Below are 19,401 nucleotides of genomic sequence, written 5' to 3' on the forward strand. Positions count from 1 at the left end.
GAAAGACGTCGGATATATGTTAGCGACCGTATCATTCAATTAGCCATTGCATCCTGAGGTGCGTCCATATATGTTGCGTAATTCAGACGAGAAATCAAACTACCTAAACTTGAGTAAATTTGATACAACACACTGAATTTCAGGCAGACCAAGTCCTGTAAGCTTGTTCAGCGCTTTTAATCACTGTGTAAATCTCACCAACCTGAGCGTTGCAATTTCGGAGGCTAAGTTTCCCACCCAACAACTGTTTCACTCGGTGTATTGCTGTCTCTGATAGCGAGCGTTTATGATAGCCATGCAGCTTTTTCCACTTCATGTTTGAGCCGTAAAGTTTCTGACAACCTACCGCTAAATTGTGAGGATGCCCACGTTCCCAGAAGGCCGCTCCTTCTCGTGGCGGGATGAGCGGAACCGCTCACTTAATTCAGCCCCCCTTATGTCATAAGCCCCATCACCTGATATCTCAATAATTTTACGACGTGTCTGCTTTAGCAAGTTTGGGAGCACTTCGACATCGGTTACGTTAGATAAACTCAGCTATGCTACGACGATTTCGTGAGAGTTTGTATCTACTGCGATGGGCAACTTACGCCATATTCAGTGTTTCCAGTCAGTAGCATGCTTCTTGACTTTCCATTCAGCTTCACCATAAACCTTGAAACCTGTGGCATCAATGGCTAGTGCTGTATTGCTCCCCTGGTTTTGGTTTTAAATTAAACCTCAACTTCCTTAGCTCGACGGCTTAAACAAGTGTAGTGGGGACAAACAACGGGGTGTTAGCCAGCTTAAATGCTGAGTCTAGAAAATCTTGCTTTCCCTCAATTGCATATAGAAAACGAATTTTACGATGAGTGCTGTAGGAATTGCTAAATCACTGAATCGACGAGCCTACCACACTTATTCTATTTTGCTTTGCTTTGCTTCCACTTTCTTATGGTCTCTTCATCAATCCAGAAAATAAGTGAACTACGGTTGATTAGGGCTATGTTGTACTGTTTCCCGTTAGTTGTTTTATAACGAGGTTTCGGCATAGGGATATTGTTATGAAGATAAACATCGCACTCAATTCCTTGGCTAAGCGCGATGTTGAAATATCGAGAGAAATAGGTAAAACGCCAGTGATGAGGCTCAGTAACTTAATCGATATTCTTTACTGTTAGACGATTCTTAAATTCAAACACATGTTCTGGACAAACATCCAAGCAACGGCCACAGCTTATGCAGTTTTGATCCATAACTCGACGATCTCCCTCTTTCAAAGGCTGCCGAAGCACTTCTGGTTCTGGGCAAACGTAAAAGCAATCCATGCATTTGGTGCAATCTTCGCGGCGAACAGCAGTAACGCGCAACAGGCTTTTTCGGCCTATCACGCCATAGGTAGCCCCCAGTGGACATAAGTGCCCACACCACCCATGCTCAACCAAGAGTAAATCCAACACGAACACCAGGGCGATCAACACCCAACCTGCGCCCATACCAAACACCAACCCGCGATGCAGTGCCGCCACTGGATCTAACCATGTCCAAAGAATTGCGCCAGACAGCGCACTGCCCAACATCAAAACAGGGATCAGCCAATAACGAATCACGGGAGACCAACGATAGCTCGCTTTAATGTTGAGCTTTCGACGCAACCACGCCGCCAAGTCTGTCACGATGTTCAACGGGCACACCCAAGCACAAAATGCGCGCGGCGCCAAAATCGCGTAAAACGCAACGACAATCACTACGCCTAACAACGCATTAAACTCCGGAACATGCCCTGTCGCCAAAGCTTGAAGCACAATTAACGGGTCACTTAACGGCACGGTATCGAGCAACATACTTGATGACAGATTACCAGTTAGAATTCCCAGCGTCGGCCCAGCCATAAACAGCGCAATGATGGTGAACTGACATAGCCGACGTAAAATCAAAAACCGATGCGCGCGCCACCAACCAAGCTTTTCAAGCGCTTCTTTGCCAGCATTTTGAGCTAAATTCTTTGCCATTACTTACCTCCTTTTAGCGATTCAAGCGCACCTTCCGGTACAGGCGTCTCACTAGGGAGGATATTTTCGAGTGGTTTGTCGATCTCTTTCCAACCAAAATTGTAGTGGCTGCCCACTTTGCCTTTCGCCAAATCCGTCGGGACGACTTTAATAGCAGCGACATCCAACACGCACGCTTGTTCACACTTACCGCATCCGGTACACACTTCGGAATTCACTGTTGGGATAAGTTTGGCGTGATAACCGGTTCGGTCGTTGTGAACCATCTCTAATGTGATGGCTTCATCAATCAGCGGACAAACGCGATAACAAACGTCGCATCGTAACCCTTGCCAGTTAAGGCAAGTTTCATGGTCAATAAGAACCGCTGTACCCATTCGAGCATCATCAATATCGGTTAGTTTCGGATCCAGCGCCCCACTCGGACAAGCGACAACACAAGGAATGTCTTCGCACATTTCGCAGGGAATATCGCGTGCAGTAAAGTAAGGTGAGCCAGTCGCGACGGGTGAAAGTAATGTCGCAAGTTTCAAGGTATCGTAAGGACATGCCTGAACACACAAGCCACATCGAATACAAGCTGATTCGAAATCGCCTTCCGGCAGTGCACCAGGCGGACGAATAGGCACACCTTTGGTTTCTCGAGCTTGGCTTTGTAGCGATTGTAAGCCCAATACACACGCAGCTGCGCCAACACCAGCCGCAGTTCGAGCTGTATCACGCAAAAATCGGCGCCGACTTTGCGATATTTTAGACTGAGAGGATTTCATGCTATTTCCTCAACAAAACTCCCTTATCAAGTTAAGCATAAATAGCCCTAAACGTGTCGTTTCCCTATACCTCATAGGAGGTAACCCCATCCTCTATTGATTCAAGTCAACTGACGCACAGTGCCGTCGTCACAGTTTGACTAAATGCGTTTATTTACTGCGACATGAAATTCACCACGATACTCTGCAGTACGCGCCATTCTCAGTACAATAATTCAACACCTTTGCAATCTACTCGCTCAATTCGATGACAAATCACTACTAAAAATTCAAAAAATGACATCATAACAAGCTAATTTAAAAGGCATTTATCCATTAAACATAAAAAAACACTATCCAAATAAGAAAACTGTGGTTAGATTAAAAATTAAAACTAAAAAGCGAAGGAGAGAGGCATGGAAATTATCGTACGTCCAACGACCGTCGAAGACGCAGCGGCACTCGTAGAAATCTATTCACAACCAAAAGCACAACGTGAAACCCTGCAACTCCCAAAGCCTTCGCTCGCGATGTGGGTGGAAAGATTGTCAAACATACCTGATGGTGTTTATAGCTATGTCGCTGAAATTGATGGTAAAGTCGTCGGAAATATTGGCTTTCACCACTCTCTACGTCCAAGAACGATGCACACGGCATCGTTTGGCATCGGAGTACATGATAGTTTCCACGGACTCGGTATTGGTAGCAAATTGATAGAAACAGTCACTGAACTAGCAGATAACTGGTTAAATGTGAGAAGAATTCAGATAGAGGTCAATGCCGATAACGACGCCGCCATTGGGCTTTATAAAAAGCATGGATTTCAAATTGAGGGTGAAGCGATTGACGGTTCCTTCCGTGATGGTGAATTCATCAATACCTATTACATGGCGCGCATCAGACCAGGCCAAAGATAAAACAAAGCCTCCTACTAATTGGAGGCTTTTCTTTTTAAACTTCGACTCACTTTCGTAAGTAAGCCAACGCTCTGCGATTCAATGCTTCTGTGTAGGGATTGATCTTCCAGTGGTCGGGACTCCAACCTTTCACAAATCGCTGAAAGTCTGCCCAAGCCACAGCAAACAAAGGACGCCACTCACGCTCGACTTCATTAGGGTCAAGATTCGGTTGATAGACAATTAGCGCGTGTTGCAACTGAGCAAAATACGTATCCAAAACCCAAACTTCCATCTCTGCACAACGTTCTGGCTTAACGGCGCTACTCATAAACAGTGCCACATCTTTCATTGCACACCCACATCCAACGTATTGAAAGTCAACCGCAACAACGCTTGATTCTTCTTCATCAAAACAGAAGTTCGCCAATTTGGCATCACCGTGTACTAGTGTTTTAAACTTAGCTTGCGAAAGCGTTTGATCAATCAATTGAGCCGCATTTTGTAGCTCAGTGTCTTGCAATGCTTCAAGCTCGTCGGGTCTGGTTGCTAAGTGCCAGTATGTTCCGGTATGCCACAACTTATCCGAACGAACATCGATGTATCGCGCATGAAAGTTCGCCAACCAAGTGAGGCAGGCTTGTAGATGCTCTAGCTGTGCATCTGTGATGACTTTTGGAAAGCCCACCTCGGCGAGATCTTCCATCACAATGAGCCATTCATTCTCCGATTGGAACGTTTTTAGACCTTGTGGTACTCGGCAGCGAGTATCCACCCCTCCGGAAAAATACTCATACCAATTCACTTCCACCTGATAAGAGTGCAACTTTCTTTGATGAGAACGGTCCGTATTCCAGCCTCTAGGATGCTCTGAAGGCTTAGGGAGTTTTACATGCTTAATGATCACTGAACCAGTAGAATAAGTAACTCGGACTAACTCCCCATAGCCTCCCCATAGCGATTGTATGACTTCTACAGAGCGGTAATTACCGAGATTGAGTTCCTGGCCAATATTTTGGTAGCGTTGGTGGTTGTTACTCATCATGTGAGCAGATGTGACCACGTTTGGTTCTTCTCCATGTAGTGAATAACATATGGGCAAACTGGTTTGATTTGATAACCGAGTGACTCAATTTCTGGCAACACCGCTTCCATCATCACTTTTCCGTACCCCTTACCTCGCAGTGCTTCAGGAACAACCGTTGATGTAATGTGCATGACATTACCCTTAAGCTGATAAATCACCTTGGCTTTATAACCCTGCTCTAAATCAACCCAGAATGTACTATTCGTGGTCTCATGAGTTACTTTATGCATATCTTGCTCTCTAATTTTTGTTACAGATTGATTGAATCAAACTATATCACTGAATAAAATCGATACCATGCGAGAGTGCTGCTTCGCCTCACGCGATTACCTTCTTACATCAGGTACGACAATTATAATGAGAAATATGAGCCCAATTGCCAGAGACGGCAAGCTACCTCTGCAAAGCAAGAAGGCACCAGAACGTCAGGCAAGTACATTAAATAGCACCGATGCAATGGCAATGGTCGAACACGGCAGTGAAGTGAGCTTAAACGTCACCACCCCCGTTGGTACAAAGTTTATTACAACCAGCACATTTGTTGGCTGTCACTCAAATAATACTGCATTGATAGAGGTTCCGAACATCTCCGATGAAGACTTGAAGTTCTATTTTCAGGAAGGCTTTTGGATCAATGTAAAAGCCTACTCTCATCGAGGTGAAGGGGCCGTTATCCCATTTCGGGCCCAATTGCAGCATCGACTAGGCGATCCGTACCCAATTTTGGTGCTAGACCTACCCAACACTATGCAGGTCTTTCAGCTTCGCAAAGAAGTGCGTTACGAAGTAAATTTGAGAGCGCGTGTTTGTTTAGAAGCCTATCGAACTGAATGCGAAATAAGAGATTTATCTCGTAGTGGCTGTCGTTTTGTAACATCACCGATGAGCCGACCACTTCAGGTTGGTGACCACGTTTCATTGGATCTAACGATGCCCGGAGAAAGTCGTATGCTAGCGCCGTTGCGAGGTCGTATTTGTAATTTACAAAAATCAACGCACTATGCTCGCTACGGAATGGAGTTTGATGAGGTTGGTAAAAACAACGCTAAAAACCTCCTCAGTCACCTCAAATTTGATGGTACTAAGCTCACACTAAAAAGATAGATTTGATCACCCCTATCGCTTATCAAGAAGCTTTGAAGTGCTAGAAAACAAGAAACCCCTTACTTTTCAGTAAGGGGTTTTTATTTACTAAGAATAAGGCAGTATCTTAGATAAGAGTCATGACTTAGAAGTCGTAACGTAGACCTAGCGCTAGCTCATCTTTTTCAGCCGCGCCTTCGTTATCCATTAGATCGAAGTTGTATGATGCGTAGCCACGGAAGTTAGGCTTGAAGTAGTAAGTTACATCAACAGCTAGGTTTTCTACAGTATCTGCGTCTTCTAGTTCACCTTTGTTGAACGTAGAAGTGAATACAGTTTGACCCATAGTGTAAGCAGCGGCTAGTTCGTAGCCTTTGTAATCAAAAGTCTTACCTGCAACATCCATATCCGCGCCAGTGTAGTTACCAGCGAAGTAGAAGTCACCTACAGAGTATGCAGCTACCAGCATGAACTCATCGCTGTCGTTTTGATCTGCGTAACCAGCACCTAGTTCAAAACCAGTGTTAGCAAACGCGTAAACACCAGATAGAGAGAAGCCATCTTCCTCGTTGTCTGTAAAGCCTTGTGCATCTGTTGTGCGATCAGCAAAACGGTAGCTAGCGCGTACAGCTAGTTGCTCGAATTGGCCTTTGTAAGACAGCATGTTATCTGTACGGTCAGAAACAGGCAGTTTAAGTGCTGCTGTGTTACCGTGGTAAGCCATAATGTCAGTAAAGTCAGTAAGAACCACTAGTGCGCCGTCGTTTTTACCGTAAGTTACTTCACCGTATTTGCCACCCAGACCTGCATAAGCGTAACGAGTTTCAAGATCACTATTGTTATCTACGGCACCTTCTTCTTTTGTTTTGAACTCACCTTCCCAAAAACCAACGCCGTATAGGTTTTCATTGATTTCCTGTTTGCCTAGGAAGTTAAGACGGATGCGAGTACGGTCTTCTGCCTTACCATCCATCATAGAAAGACGCGCTTCAGCGCGGCCGCCCATCTCAAGAGAAGTGCCATCTTGGTTGTATAGTTCTGAAGCGACAACTTGAGATCCTGATGCCATTAGCGCCACTGCTACAGCTAAAGTTTTTAATTTCATTGTTATTTTCCATATCATTGTTTTATATGTGTTTTCTCACCAGAAAAACAGGACTTTTCTGTACCAACGAGAAAACTGGCGGCATAGTAGCAGCTGTTATTTTTCACGCAACGTGTTGAATAAACAGCACTTATAGAAGAAAACACCACTTAAAATGACGATATGAATACCTCTCAACCATCAAGTTATCGGTTGAGTTAAAAAAAATGTTCGCGTCAAAAAAAAATTGACGAAAAAAATGTAAAAACAATATCACAAAACGTGATATTGCCCGCAAAAAAATCTTGTTAACTGACTGTTTTAGATAGACTTATTGATAATAAATCCGATTATTACAAACAAAAAAATCCCTGAGCATTCACTCAGGGATTTAGAGATTTGATAAGTAGATGATGAATTAAAGCTTAAAGAAACTTAATTGCTCTTTCTGCTTCTCTGCAAGTAATGAAAGCTCAGTACTCGCACTTGCACTTTGGCTGATGCCCGCTACGTTTTGGTTTACAAGCTCCGACATGTTAACCACGTTGCGATTGATATCTTGAGTAACTTGAGACTGCTCTTCGGCTGCGGTTGCTACTTGCGTGTTTGAATCGTTGATGTTGGCGACCGACTCGGTAATTCCAACCAACGCTTCATTCGCTTGTTGCGTCAGCTCGTTGTTGCGGCTAAGCATATCAAGGCTGACTTGCATACTGTCATTCGCCAGCCCAGACTGCGCTTGAAGCTCTTCAATGATCGTTTGGATCTCTTGTGTCGAGTCTTGAGTACGAGCTGCTAGCATGCGTACTTCATCAGCTACTACCGCAAAACCACGACCAGATTCTCCAGCTCGCGCCGCTTCAATCGCAGCATTCAATGCTAGCAAGTTGGTCTGCTCAGATACGCCGCGAATCACTTCAATAACATCGTTGATCTGTACAGATTGCTCTTTTAGACGCAAAACAACTTGCGCTGCATCGTTCAATGCTTGAGACATTTGCGCACTTGCTTCCGCACTTTCTTGGAAGATGGCCAAACCTGATTGAGCAAGTCCATCAGCTTCACGCGCAGTTGCGTCAGCAGAGGTCGCGTTATCACTCACATTATTCGCAGTGCTTGCAAGCTCATTAACCGCAGATGCAACTTGCTCGATCTCCGCCAACTCTTGTTGAGCGTTCGCTTCCGCTTGCGTCATTACCGCAGCTAATTCGGTCGATGCAGATGCAACTTCCTCACTAATACGGGTTAACTGGTCCACAGTGTTGTATAACTGCTCTGCGGTTTGGTTTACATCTTTGCTCAGCTTAGAGATCTCATTGTCCCCATCGACATCTGCACGTACTGATAGATTACCCATTGCTAACTGACGCATCACTTCTTGCAGCTTTTGGATTGGTGTAACAATCATGCCAGATAGGAACCAAGCGCCTATCAATGAGAAAGCAAATACCGCTAAAACCGTCAACATAGCGTTATTTTGCACACGTTCATTTTGCTGATGACTTCTGATAGTAGATTGTTCAGCTTGCTCGTTTACATGCTTTGATAGTGTGTTAATTTGTTGGACCATTTCTCGGCCAACATTGCGATACTCTTTGACAAATGCACGGTACTCGCTATCCGATTTCAAACCTTGATCGTATTGGTTGAAGAAAGCAACTGAGCGCTCTGAATATCGCACATAGGATTCAATTGCTTGGCGAACTTTAACGGCATCGTCACGGAATAGATTTCGGGCTTCAATTGCGCTTAAATCGGCATCAACTTGCTTTAAGCCTTCTTTCAATTCGGTTAGAAAATTCTCACGACGAGAAGCATCGTAAATAGCGTAAACCGCGCTTATGCGCAGAGGGTAAATTTGGTCGTCAATACTCGCCAATGTGTCTTTGTGAAAAACCAAAGATTCTTGGTTGGAAGCAATAACATCTTGCTCTGCTTGAAGATTGTTTTTAGTAATCCAAAGAGCAATAAACAAAACAATCGCGGTAAATAATACCGGAACCAAAATTTGCGTTCGTACTGACAAATTTTTCAGTGATAACTGCATGACAGGGCCTCAGTTGTATGCGTGATGTCTATATCCAAACAAACTCGAGCAGTGCCTATAACAACGTTACTTTTCGGCAGTTTGAATATCTATGCTTCCTTGCGACGGGATAAATCCCAGACGAATAAACAAGTGGCGAATATTAGAGGTCGATCACACTTTTGTCTAGTACAAAAACTCTCCATTTTCAATCTGTTATTGACAATATCCCGACAGTGGCGTCGGGATATTGTCGTTATGATAAATTATGATCACTTATGATGAGATACATTCACATTTAGGACGGTTTCAGCCTATTTTCTCAACGAATTGAGCTTAGCTTGAGCAAGGCCAAAAATGGTATCGATTGGATAAGAGCCTTCATCGGTTGGCTCACCAGCAACTTTCCCCGTAAACAATTCGATAGCTTCAGTAACATGGTCAATCGCCCAAATATTAAACTCGCCTTTTTCGACTGCTTTCACGATGTCGGAACGAAGCATTAGATTGTGAACATTAGAGCGCGGAATAATGACCCCCTGCCCGTCATGACGACCTTTAATTACACACACATCATAAAAGCCTTCGATCTTTTCGTTTACGCCACCAATAGGCTGAGCTTGACCAAATTGATTCATCGACCCTGTTATCGCAATGTCTTGTCGGTTTGGTTGCTTTGAAAAAGCAGACACAACCGCACATAACTCAGCCATGCTGGCACTATCACCATCAACACCACCATAAGATTGCTCAAAGGTAATGGTTGTCGTTAATGGCACTCGTGCCGTTTTACCAAATACGGAAGATAAGTAGGCAGACAAAATCATCACACCCTTAGAGTGAATACTGCCCCCCAAATCCACGCTGCGCTCGATATCGATAACCTCCCCATCACCGTAACACGTCGTCGCTGTGATGCGATTCGGTGCACCAAACATGTAGTCACTAGTGCTCAATACCGAAAGTGCGTTCACTTGGCCTACGGCTTCTCCTTCGGTGCGAATCAGCGTTGTGCCGTTAATAAAGGTTTCCATTACGTTATCGCGTAATCGGCTTACTCGCATTTCTTGGTTATTGAGCGCCTCTTCAACATGCCCAATACGGATCATGTTGGAGTTGGCTTGACGAGCAACGTAGTTCGACTCTCGAAGCAAGTTGGCGATATTAGCCGAATGTAGAGATAGCTTGGATTGGTCGCCAGACAAACGTGAGCTGTATTCGATGATCCGAGCAATGGCTTTGCGATCGCAATGCAGCATATTGTTGTCATGCACCACGCTAGAGATAAAGCGCGCGTAATGCAGCTCAGACTCCGGCGTACGTTTCATTTCGTCTTCGAAATCTGCCGTCACACGGAACAACTCGCTGAACTCTGGATCGTAATGTTGGAGTAATTGGTAAGTTCGGTAATCACCAAATAAGATAATTTTGATATCAAGCGGAATCGGTTCAGGATCGAGTGATACCGCTCCCGTCAATGTGACTTCTTTTTCTAGAGACGTAAAACTCAATTGACGAGCACGCAATGCGCGCTTCAAACCATCCCAAACGTAAGGCTGTTCAAGTACTTTCTGAGCATCCATTAATAGAACGCCGCCATTCGCCTTATGCAAGCTCCCTGCACGAATCAGCGAGAAGTCGGTAAACACCGTTCCCTTGAAAGTGGCAGTCTCAATCGACCCGAAGAGTGAATGATAGTTGGGGTTTTCTTCAACAACGATAGGAAATTCGCTGCTTTTACGGCTTACCAAGACATTCACTTTATAACGACGTGGCAATTTTTTATCCAAGGATGCCGTCGCAATTTCGCCTTGCTCGCCACTTTGGTCAAGGAAGATATCTGCGTTTTCAACAATATCTTTTTGCAGCTCAGTCAAGTAGGTTTTGATTTCGGAATATTGCGCGTAATCCACTTTGAGTTTTTTGATGAAGTGAGTAATCACATCAAGCGTCACTTCATCATTGAGCTTTTTGATTTTATCGCTGTATGTCTCTTCCCACTCCGTAAGCTCACGAACCATCGAGCGCAATCGCACTTCGAGTTCATCAATAGCATCGCTGAATTGCTCTTGTTCTTTTTTGCTTAGTACATCAAAAGACTCTTCCGTATGAAGCTCATCACCGTTCATGGCGACAAACTGATAATCCCCCTGCGTAGTCAGTGTTAGGCTGATGCCCTTTTCTTTTGCCTCTCGACTAATACGATCCAGCTCGTTTTGTTGCTTAGCTGCCAATTGATTTTTTAATCGCTCAGCGCGGCTAAAGTACATTTCATTGTCGAATGCTAGGGGTAAAGCATTTAATAATTTGCCCATTAAAGCTTCAATATCAACACGTAGCTTATTTCCGATACCACAAGGCAGCTTTAATACCTTTGGTGTACGGGTATCCTCAAAGTTCGCAACGTAACACCAATCAAACAGGGCTGCTGCATCGTGCTGGTGACGATTCAGATAGCGCAAGATCATGGTGCGTTTACCTAGCCCATTCTGACCAATGGCGTAGATGTTATACCCTTTCTCTTTGATGGACATCGCAAACTCGACCGCTTTTTGCGCGCGCTCTTGGCCCACGATTTCATCAATTGGAGGTAACTCCTTGGTCGACTTACATGGCATATTCTCTAGATCTGCTACAGAATATAGCTGCTTAGCTTCCAATCTTAGTATTGCCATATCCACTTCCTTTTTTCTTATTTTCGTTATTTGAGTGTAGAGATTATTTGCTTAATTTTAAGTGATTTACCTTCCACCCTAGATTGATTGGACATTTTATGAACACATAAGTGATATTAACACGCACTTGCAATTGATAATCAATTTCATTTAATATCTAAACAAATCAAATGTTGTGGAGATGGATATGAATATTGAGCAATGCTGGATGCGCTACTTAAAAGCGGAGCAACTGATGGAACAAGGCCATTGGCCAGAAGCTCATCGTTTATATGACGACGTGCTCAACAATCTACCCAACCACATTCATCTAGCGCTAGAAAATGCACAAACTAAACCTTGCCAGTTTGTATGTCTCATTACGGGGCTTAGAGATGCCAGCGTGACGCAATCAGAGATTCTCAACAAACTCGGCTTACAGCATGATGCGTTCTCAATACTCAATCAAACTTACGCGCTATTTCAATTTTTGCAGCTAGAGAGCCATGAACTGATTGAGCGCGTAGGTCACCTACTTGGTCAACAGAGCGAAGACTTGTTAGCTCACATGGCGGCATTTTGCTCTGCCCAACGTAATGCTCAATGGATGATAGAACTCGAGCACGTAACGCGCGCACATGAGCAGTTCTTACATTTGCAAGCAATGAGTTCGGCAAAATCTTCGCCTTCTCACCTGTATAATTAATCTAAAGCTCAAGCATTGAGGACAACTAGGTTTGTGCTGTCCATTACTTGAGTATCATTTGCTTTATCAACCACAAGGATCTGTGATGTCTTCTAAAACCATTCTTTCGGTGAACAACCTATCAGTCAGCTTTACGACAAACGATGGTATCGTCGATGCAGTAAAGAATGTTAGCTTCGATTTAAAAGCAGGCGAGACGCTGTCCATCGTTGGCGAATCTGGCTCTGGCAAGTCAGTATCAACCAATGCACTGATGAAACTACTGCCAGACAACGCTATTTTGCGTGAAAGCTCATCCATCATGTTTGAGGGTAGCTCCATCTTGGATAAAACAGAGCGTGAAATGCAAAGTATTCGCGGTGATCGCATTGGCATGATCTTTCAAGAGCCGATGACCTCACTAAACCCGTACATGCGGGTGGGTATCCAAGTCGCTGAGGCCATCATGTGTCACCGCCCGGTCGACAAACGAACAGCAAAAGCAAAGGTGTTAGAGCTGTTTGAATTGGTTCATATGCCAAACCCAGAAAAAGCGTACAACAAGTACCCACACGAATTTTCTGGTGGTCAATTGCAACGTATCATGATTGCGATGGCACTGATTAACGAGCCCGATATTTTGATCGCCGACGAACCAACAACGGCGTTGGATGTCACGGTTCAAGCAGAAGTGTTGCACCTGATTAAAGAAATTCAGGCTCAGATGGGCATGGCAATCCTATTTATTACTCATGACTTAGGCGTCGTAAAACACTTTGCAGACCGTGTCATTGTGATGTGTAAAGGAGAAGTCGTCGAAGAAGGCGAAACACAAACACTCTTCAAGGACCCAAAGCACGAATACACACGTATGCTAATCAATTCGATTCCTAAAGGCAGTAAGGAGCCTATTAGCGAAAGTGCTACGCAGCTGTTAAAGGCTGACGATATACGAGTCAAATTCTTGGTAAAGTCGCATTTTATTGCGAGCAAGAATGAGTACTTCGAAGCGGTAAAAGGCATTTCTCTTGAGCTTAAACAAGGAGAGACCCTCGGGATCGTTGGGGAGTCCGGTTCAGGTAAGTCTACACTCGGCCGAGCTTTGATAGGTCTACTGCCCTCAACTGGCAAAATAGAATATAAAGGCCAAGATATGGCCTTGCTGACAAACAAAGAACGTTTTGAGCTGAAAAAAGACGTTCAGATGGTATTCCAAGACCCTTATGGTTCGCTTTCTCCTCGTATGACTATCGGCGAGATCATCACTGAAGGATTAACTGTCCACCAGCCAATGTTGAGTAAAAAAGAACGTATGCAGAAAGCACGCGACGTGCTTCGAGAGGTTCGCTTAGATCCCGCGTCCATCAACCGTTATCCACACGAGTTTTCGGGAGGCCAGCGTCAGCGTATTGCTATCGCGCGAGCACTAATTCTTGAGCCTTCGTTTATTTTGCTTGATGAGCCAACCTCTGCATTGGACCGCTCGGTTCAACTGACTGTGATTGATCTCCTGAAAGATTTGCAGAAAAAACACAATATTGGCTACTTGTTTATTAGCCACGATCTATCAGTAGTTAAAGCACTCTCTGATCGTGTTCTAGTCATGCAAAAGGGCGAGGTCATGGAACAAGGTACGGCCGAAAAGATTTTCCAAAACCCTAAAAATGACTACACGAAAAAACTGATAGATGTCTCATTTGATCTTGAAAACAGTGAAAATCAGCACAATGCGGCTTAGGTTCATCACAGTTTCATATTCATAAACTAGGATTAAGAAAAGGTGATAAATTCATCTTGTCTTAAGAATGGCGTAGCTGCCTTTCGGTTTGGCCGCCGAGACTGGTTGGTTCAAGAGTCAGACTTAGTCAACCTGGCTCAAATACTGGCAAACAGTATGAATTGAGTTCCCCCAACCATGAAAAATGCCGCGACACTGTCGCGGCATTTTTTTATTCTCAGAAGCTTCGAACAACTAGGGCATTAAATCGACTCAATACCCATATTATGTAACGTAAATGCATACACGTCTGTGGTGAGGTCAATTTGCTTACTCAGCGGCATTCCTGCACCATGACCGGCATTAACATCAATGCGTATCAATACTGGATTAGCGCCTTGCTGCTTGTCTTGCAGCTCCGCAATAAACTTGTACGAATGTGCTGGAACCACACGATCGTCGTGATCGGCGGTTGTCACCAATGTCGCAGGATATTGCACGTTTTCTTTTACATTGTGAACAGGAGAGTAGCCAAGCAAGTATTGGAACATCGCTTCGCTTTGCGAAGACGTGCCATAGTCATACTTCCAGCCTTCTCCAGACGTAAACGTGTGGTAACGCAGCATATCAAGCACGCCAACCGCAGGCAGCGCGACTTTGAATAGTTCAGGGCGTTGCGTCATACACGCTCCAACTAACAAACCACCATTAGAACCACCGCGAATCGCTAGGCGATCCGAGCTCGTGTAGTCGTTTTCAATCAGGTATTCCGCCGCCGCAATAAAGTCATCAAACACGTTTTGCTTTTGCTGCTGAGTGCCTGCGTTGTGCCAAGCTTTACCGTATTCACCGCCGCCTCGCATGTTGGCGACAGCGTAAATACCACCCAGTTCTAGCCAGTTGGACACATTGCCAGAAAACATTGGAGTGAGGCTGATGTTAAAACCGCCGTAACCATACAACATGGTTGGTGCTCTACCATCAAGTGCAATTCCCTTCTTGTATGAAATGATCATCGGAACTTGCGTGCCGTCTTTTGAGGTATAAAACACCTGTTTTGATTCATACTCATTACGATCGAACGGTGCCTTTGATTCCTGAAACAGTGTCGATTCACCAGATTCGACATCAAATGAGAAGATCGTCGGAGGCGTCACGTAGTTAGTGAATGTGTAATAAAGTGTGGTTTCTTCTTTTTTACCCGCCAGACCATAAGCCGTGCCTTCTCCCGGCAATTGTACATCTCGAATCCACTCACCTTGGTAGTTAAACTGCTGCACTTTAGAAAGCACATCTACCATATAAGTCGCAAACAGATAACCGCCACCTTTGCTGATTTCTAACGGCTGTTCTTGTTCAGCAATCACGTCAGCCCATTGTTCTGTCTGAGTGTTGTAGCTGACAACTTTGCCATTCGGCGCGTCTAGGTTGGTGTAAAGCAGCAAGGTTGCGTCTTGGCTATCAATTAAGTAGGTGTCTCCTTGCGTTGTCTCGCGCAGCGTCACAATTGCCTGTAACTCAGACTGTAAATCAATATAAAACAGACGATTACCCGATGTAGATTCTGCGCCAGAGATAATGAGGAAGCGATCATCTGTCGTCGTCGTACCAGACACATAACGATGAACTTGCGTATCCAACTCACCGAAAATCACTTTATCTTCAGATTGAGGTGTACCAAGTTCATGATAATAAAGCTTGTGATGCTCAGTTCGAGCAGACAACTCGCTGCCTTGCGGCTTATCGTAGCTTGAGTAATAGAAGCCTTTGCTGCCCAGCCAAGAAATCGACGTAAACTTCGCATCAACAATCTCAGGCTCTAGCTGTTCTTTGGTTTCCGTATCAATGACAAAGATCTTACGCCAATCACTGCCCCCTTCTGAGATGGAATACGCGACCAAACGGTAGTCTTTAGAGAAGCTGACTTCGCCAAGAGAGGTCGTGCCCTCTTCGGAGAAAGTATTTGGATCAAGGAAAACCTCGGCTTCTCCCTCGCCTTTACGTCGATACAATACACTTTGGTTTTGCAAACCGTCGTTTTTGTAGAAGTAGGTGTAGTCACCACGTACAAATGGCTGGGAATATTTTTCGTAGTTTTGACTGTTCGCCACTAAGTCACGGATTTGTTGGCGGTACGGTATCTGACCAAGGAAATCGAAGGTGACCGAATTTTGACCCGAAACCCATTGTGCGGTTTCTTCACTGCGATCATCTTCTAACCAGCGATAAGGGTCGGCAATGTCGTGACCAAAATAAGTGTCCACGACAGAATCTTTACGTGTTTTTGGGTAATGCATAACGTCCGTGTTACTCCGTTGTTTTTATTAAGTTGTTTATCTTCAATCGTTTTATTGCGGTGATTACCTTAGAGCACCCAATTTTGATTTCAACGACATTGTTTTAAATCTATGAAGAACCTAGAAATAATGAGATATCGTTAAGTACCGGTCACGAATGTGCTCAATAAGCAGCTTCACTTTGTTCGGTGGTTGACGAGTAAACGGATACACCGCGTAGATACCCAACTTTTTACCTACTAGTTCAGGAAAAATATCCACCAGTTGGCCATTGCGAATATCATGATACACCAAACATCGCGGGACGTAAGCTATACCATGGCCGCCCAGAGCGGCTTTACGTAATGCGGTCGCGTTATCAGTAGAAAAGCAGCCCGATACTTTGACGATGTAATTGCCATCTTCTCCTTTAAACTCCCAATCCGTTGCACCTGTGGTTTGGTAAGCGTATTGCAGACAATTGTGCGTGGTGAGATCAATCGGCTCGATCGGTTTCCCATTTTTCGCAATATAAGAAGGTGACGCGCATACCACCCATTGGGAATCGAGAATATGTCGTGCGATCAAACTGGAGTCGGCTAGGTAGCCAGTTCGAATGACTAAATCGTAACCATCAGCCACTAAATCGACAAAGCGATTATCCAATGACATGTCCACGGTCAGACCCGGATGAAGGTTACAAAATTCGGCAACAGCATCAGCAAGTATCAAATCTCCAGAGATACACGGCACGGACATTTTTATATGACCGCTCACATTCTCTCCAAAGCCTGCAACAGCATCCATAGCCTCCTGAGTGGCCTGCTTCACATTTTTAGCACTGTGGAGTAACACCTTACCTGCCTCGGTCAAGGTTAATTTGCGCGTTGTTCGATATAATAGCTGAGCCCCTATTTCTTCCTCCAACCTCGCCATTCTTTTGCTAACTACCGAATTTGTAAGGTTATTTGCCTCTGCAACCTTACTAAAGCTGCCAAGTTCGATTACTTGAGAAAATAGGATTAAGTCGTCTGCTCTCATACCATTATGTCACTTTTGGAATTAATTATTTTCATTATTTCCCTATATCAACAAAAAATAAAGGAGTAAATTCACGCCAAATTAACAAAACCATTACAACAAAAAGTCGCCTCTACAGCGGATTGACACCGTTCGAGAAGTCAGCGTACGAAGGATGTACAAATGAGTGAAACCCTACTTGCCCTAGTGGCATTTTCGCCAATTGTTGTTGCCGCCATCTTATTGGTTGGTCTCAACTGGCCTGCTAAAAAAGCCATGCCTGTTGCGTTCGGTCTAACCGTCGCTATCGCACTAATGTTTTGGGATATGTCAGCCAATCGCGTACTGGCTTCTGTATTCCAAGGGCTAGGCATTACTGTCTCTGTTCTATGGATCGTGTTTGGTGCCATCTTCTTGCTCAACACTTTAAAACACACTGGAGCGATCACCACTATCCGTAATGGATTTACCGATATTTCGGCTGACCGCCGTGTGCAAGCCATCATCATTGCTTGGTGCTTTGGCTCGTTCATTGAGGGCGCATCTGGGTTCGGTACCCCTGCAGCAATCGCTGCACCACTACTGGTTGCAATCGGCTTCCCTGCGCTAGCCGCTGTCCTAATGGGCATGATGATTCAGTCAACGCCTGTTTCATTCGGTGCGGTGGGTACGCCTATCATCGTAGGTGTAAACAAAGGTTTAGACACCCATAACATCAGTGAGTCTTTGGCCGCACAAGGTGCAACGTGGGAAATGTACCTGCAAGATATCACAGCACACGTTGCTGTCATTCACGCAGTCGTAGGTACGATGATCCCGGTATTAATGGCGATGATGTTAACACGTTTCTTCGGCAAGAACAGAAGCTGGAGTGAAGGCCTGGATATTCTACCATTTGCGTTATTCGCTGGTGTCTCTTTCACCGTTCCATACGCGTTAACCGGCGTATTCTTGGGCGCAGAGTTCCCTTCACTTATCGGTGGTTTGGTTGGTCTGTCTATCGTTGTTACCGCAGCGAAAAAAGGCTTCTTAGTACCAAAGACTAAGTGGGATTTCGAAAGCGAAGACAAGTGGCCTGCAGAGTGGTTAGGCTCGCTAAAAGTCGATCTAAACGACAATCCGGGCAAGCCAATGAGCATCGTAAAAGCTTGGGTTCCATATGTAATGCTGGCAGTTATTCTCGTCGCAAGCCGCGTAAGCCCTGAGCTGAAAGGCTTTGTACAAAGCGTAAGTTTGTCGTTCAGCAACATTCTTGGTGAGACTGGCGTTAGCGCTGCGATTCAGCCGTTATACCTTCCTGGAGGCATTCTGGTGTTTGTCGCACTACTTGCTGCAATGTTACAAAGCGGTAGTGTAAAGCCATTGCGTGAAGCGTTTGGCGAGTCAAGCAAAACACTGATTGGGGCGGGTTTTGTCTTGGTATTTACCATTCCGATGGTTCGTATCTTTATCAACTCAGGCATCAACGGTGCTGACCTAGCAAGTATGCCCGTCACAACCGCAAACTTCGCCTCTGACCTTGTTGGTTCTGCGTTCCCAGCGCTGAGTGCCACCGTTGGTGCACTGGGTGCGTTCATCGCTGGCTCAAACACGGTATCAAATATGATGTTCAGCCAGTTCCAATTCGAAGTGGCACAAACGTTGTCTATTTCGAGTGTGATTGTTGTATCACTCCAGGCCGTCGGTGCTGCCGCAGGTAACATGATTGCGATTCACAACGTTGTTGCCGCATCAGCCACGGTAGGTTTGCTTGGTCGAGAAGGCGCAACATTGCGTAAGACGATTATCCCTACGTTCTACTACATTGTAATGACAGGCATTATTGGATTGGTGCTGATTTATGGCTTCCAAATGACAGATGTCTTAATGAAGTAACGCGAAACGCAGGGTTTGCAGCCCTGCCTAATTTGACACAGCTGTCTGCACTACTACCCCGACATGTTGATTTAGCTTGCTACATCAATTCCCCCGACAGCTGTGTCACTCTTTCCAGTTTGCATAACTGATTGAGTGATTTAAAAAATTTTTCAACCAATTATGTAAATGGGTTACCAACATCACCGGTTCAAACGTAAGTGAACCATAGGTAACTATACTCATTTTGATGTCTTCACTGCTTTGCGATGAAGGCTC

14 protein-coding genes and 1 pseudogene are annotated in these 19,401 nt (G+C 44.8%); 5 read left to right on the top strand and 10 right to left on the bottom strand.

From position 1 onward, the window contains the following. Nucleotides 1–99: 99 nt before the first annotated feature. From R7035_RS02750 to napG, 3 genes and pseudogenes are all read right to left on the bottom strand, one after another. Nucleotides 100–1,031, bottom strand: a pseudogene (locus tag R7035_RS02750) (IS5 family transposase). A 105-nt stretch (nt 1,032–1,136) separates the two neighbouring features. Further along, nucleotides 1,137–1,991, bottom strand: coding sequence for a quinol dehydrogenase ferredoxin subunit NapH (gene napH, locus R7035_RS02755; RefSeq protein WP_262651712.1), 855 nt, complete (start codon nt 1,989–1,991; stop codon nt 1,137–1,139). After that, nucleotides 1,991–2,761, bottom strand: coding sequence for a ferredoxin-type protein NapG (gene napG, locus R7035_RS02760; RefSeq protein ID WP_005383947.1), 771 nt, complete (start codon nt 2,759–2,761; stop codon nt 1,991–1,993). The genes napH and napG overlap by 1 nt, the downstream gene beginning before the upstream one ends. 395 nt (nt 2,762–3,156) lie before the next feature. Between napG and R7035_RS02765 the strand changes: the two genes are divergently transcribed. Further along, the gene (locus tag R7035_RS02765; RefSeq protein WP_017820512.1) at nt 3,157–3,657 is read left to right on the top strand and encodes a GNAT family N-acetyltransferase; all 501 of its coding nucleotides are present in this window, start codon (nt 3,157–3,159) and stop codon (nt 3,655–3,657) included. Nucleotides 3,658–3,703: 46 nt separating this feature from the next. Here R7035_RS02765 and R7035_RS02770 read toward each other — a convergent pair whose 3' ends face one another. After that, nucleotides 3,704–4,681: an ecdysteroid 22-kinase family protein gene (locus R7035_RS02770; protein ID WP_262651723.1), complete on the bottom strand. Its 978-nt coding sequence runs from the start codon at nt 4,679–4,681 to the stop codon at nt 3,704–3,706. Continuing rightward, on the bottom strand, nt 4,678–4,953 hold the full coding sequence (locus R7035_RS02775; RefSeq protein ID WP_005375124.1) for a GNAT family N-acetyltransferase: 276 nt from the start codon (nt 4,951–4,953) through the stop codon (nt 4,678–4,680). Before R7035_RS02775 ends, R7035_RS02770 begins: the two co-directional genes overlap by 4 nt. A 127-nt stretch (nt 4,954–5,080) precedes the next feature. On the opposite strand from R7035_RS02775, the gene R7035_RS02780 reads away from it, so the two are divergent. Continuing rightward, on the top strand, nt 5,081–5,827 hold the full coding sequence (locus R7035_RS02780) for a flagellar brake protein (protein WP_042521645.1): 747 nt from the start codon (nt 5,081–5,083) through the stop codon (nt 5,825–5,827). A gap of 124 nt (nt 5,828–5,951) precedes the next feature. Here the strand turns inward: R7035_RS02780 and R7035_RS02785 are convergent, their stop codons facing one another. The 3 genes from R7035_RS02785 to R7035_RS02795 all read right to left on the bottom strand — a co-directional run bounded on the left by R7035_RS02785 (nt 5,952) and on the right by R7035_RS02795 (nt 11,591). Then, nucleotides 5,952–6,911, bottom strand: coding sequence for a porin (locus R7035_RS02785; RefSeq protein ID WP_064354918.1), 960 nt, complete (start codon nt 6,909–6,911; stop codon nt 5,952–5,954). Between the two features lie 397 nt (nt 6,912–7,308). Continuing rightward, nucleotides 7,309–8,937 carry a methyl-accepting chemotaxis protein gene (locus R7035_RS02790; RefSeq protein WP_005375120.1) on the bottom strand — a complete coding sequence of 543 codons (1,629 nt, stop codon included), beginning with the start codon at nt 8,935–8,937 and terminating at the stop codon, nt 7,309–7,311. Nucleotides 8,938–9,230: 293 nt separating this feature from the next. Further along, nucleotides 9,231–11,591, bottom strand: coding sequence for a Lon protease family protein (locus R7035_RS02795; RefSeq protein ID WP_054574916.1), 2,361 nt, complete (start codon nt 11,589–11,591; stop codon nt 9,231–9,233). Between the two features lie 187 nt (nt 11,592–11,778). Here R7035_RS02795 and R7035_RS02800 point away from each other — a divergent pair, with 187 nt between their 5' ends. Together R7035_RS02800 and R7035_RS02805 are read left to right on the top strand one after the other, a co-directional pair. Further along, nucleotides 11,779–12,276, top strand: a complete 498-nt coding sequence (locus tag R7035_RS02800; RefSeq protein ID WP_005375116.1) for a hypothetical protein — start codon at nt 11,779–11,781, stop codon at nt 12,274–12,276. Between the two features lie 85 nt (nt 12,277–12,361). Next, the gene (locus tag R7035_RS02805) at nt 12,362–13,993 is read left to right on the top strand and encodes an ABC transporter ATP-binding protein (protein WP_318145951.1); all 1,632 of its coding nucleotides are present in this window, start codon (nt 12,362–12,364) and stop codon (nt 13,991–13,993) included. A 242-nt stretch (nt 13,994–14,235) separates the two neighbouring features. Here R7035_RS02805 and R7035_RS02810 read toward each other — a convergent pair whose 3' ends face one another. Together R7035_RS02810 and R7035_RS02815 are read right to left on the bottom strand one after the other, a co-directional pair. Then, complete coding sequence (locus tag R7035_RS02810) at nt 14,236–16,269, bottom strand: prolyl oligopeptidase family serine peptidase (RefSeq protein WP_005375113.1); 2,034 nt, start codon at nt 16,267–16,269, stop codon at nt 14,236–14,238. Between the two features lie 120 nt (nt 16,270–16,389). Beyond that, a complete protein-coding gene (locus tag R7035_RS02815) occupies nt 16,390–17,289 on the bottom strand; it encodes a LysR family transcriptional regulator (protein ID WP_005375112.1) in 900 nt (299 codons plus the stop codon). Between the two features lie 162 nt (nt 17,290–17,451). On the opposite strand from R7035_RS02815, the gene R7035_RS02820 reads away from it, so the two are divergent. Next, complete coding sequence (locus R7035_RS02820; protein ID WP_005375111.1) at nt 17,452–19,143, top strand: L-lactate permease; 1,692 nt, start codon at nt 17,452–17,454, stop codon at nt 19,141–19,143. Nucleotides 19,144–19,401: the final 258 nt, after the last annotated feature.

Source organism: Vibrio sp. 1731 (assembly GCF_033339955.1).
GTDB classification, from domain to species: Bacteria; Pseudomonadota; Gammaproteobacteria; order Enterobacterales; family Vibrionaceae; genus Vibrio; species Vibrio alginolyticus.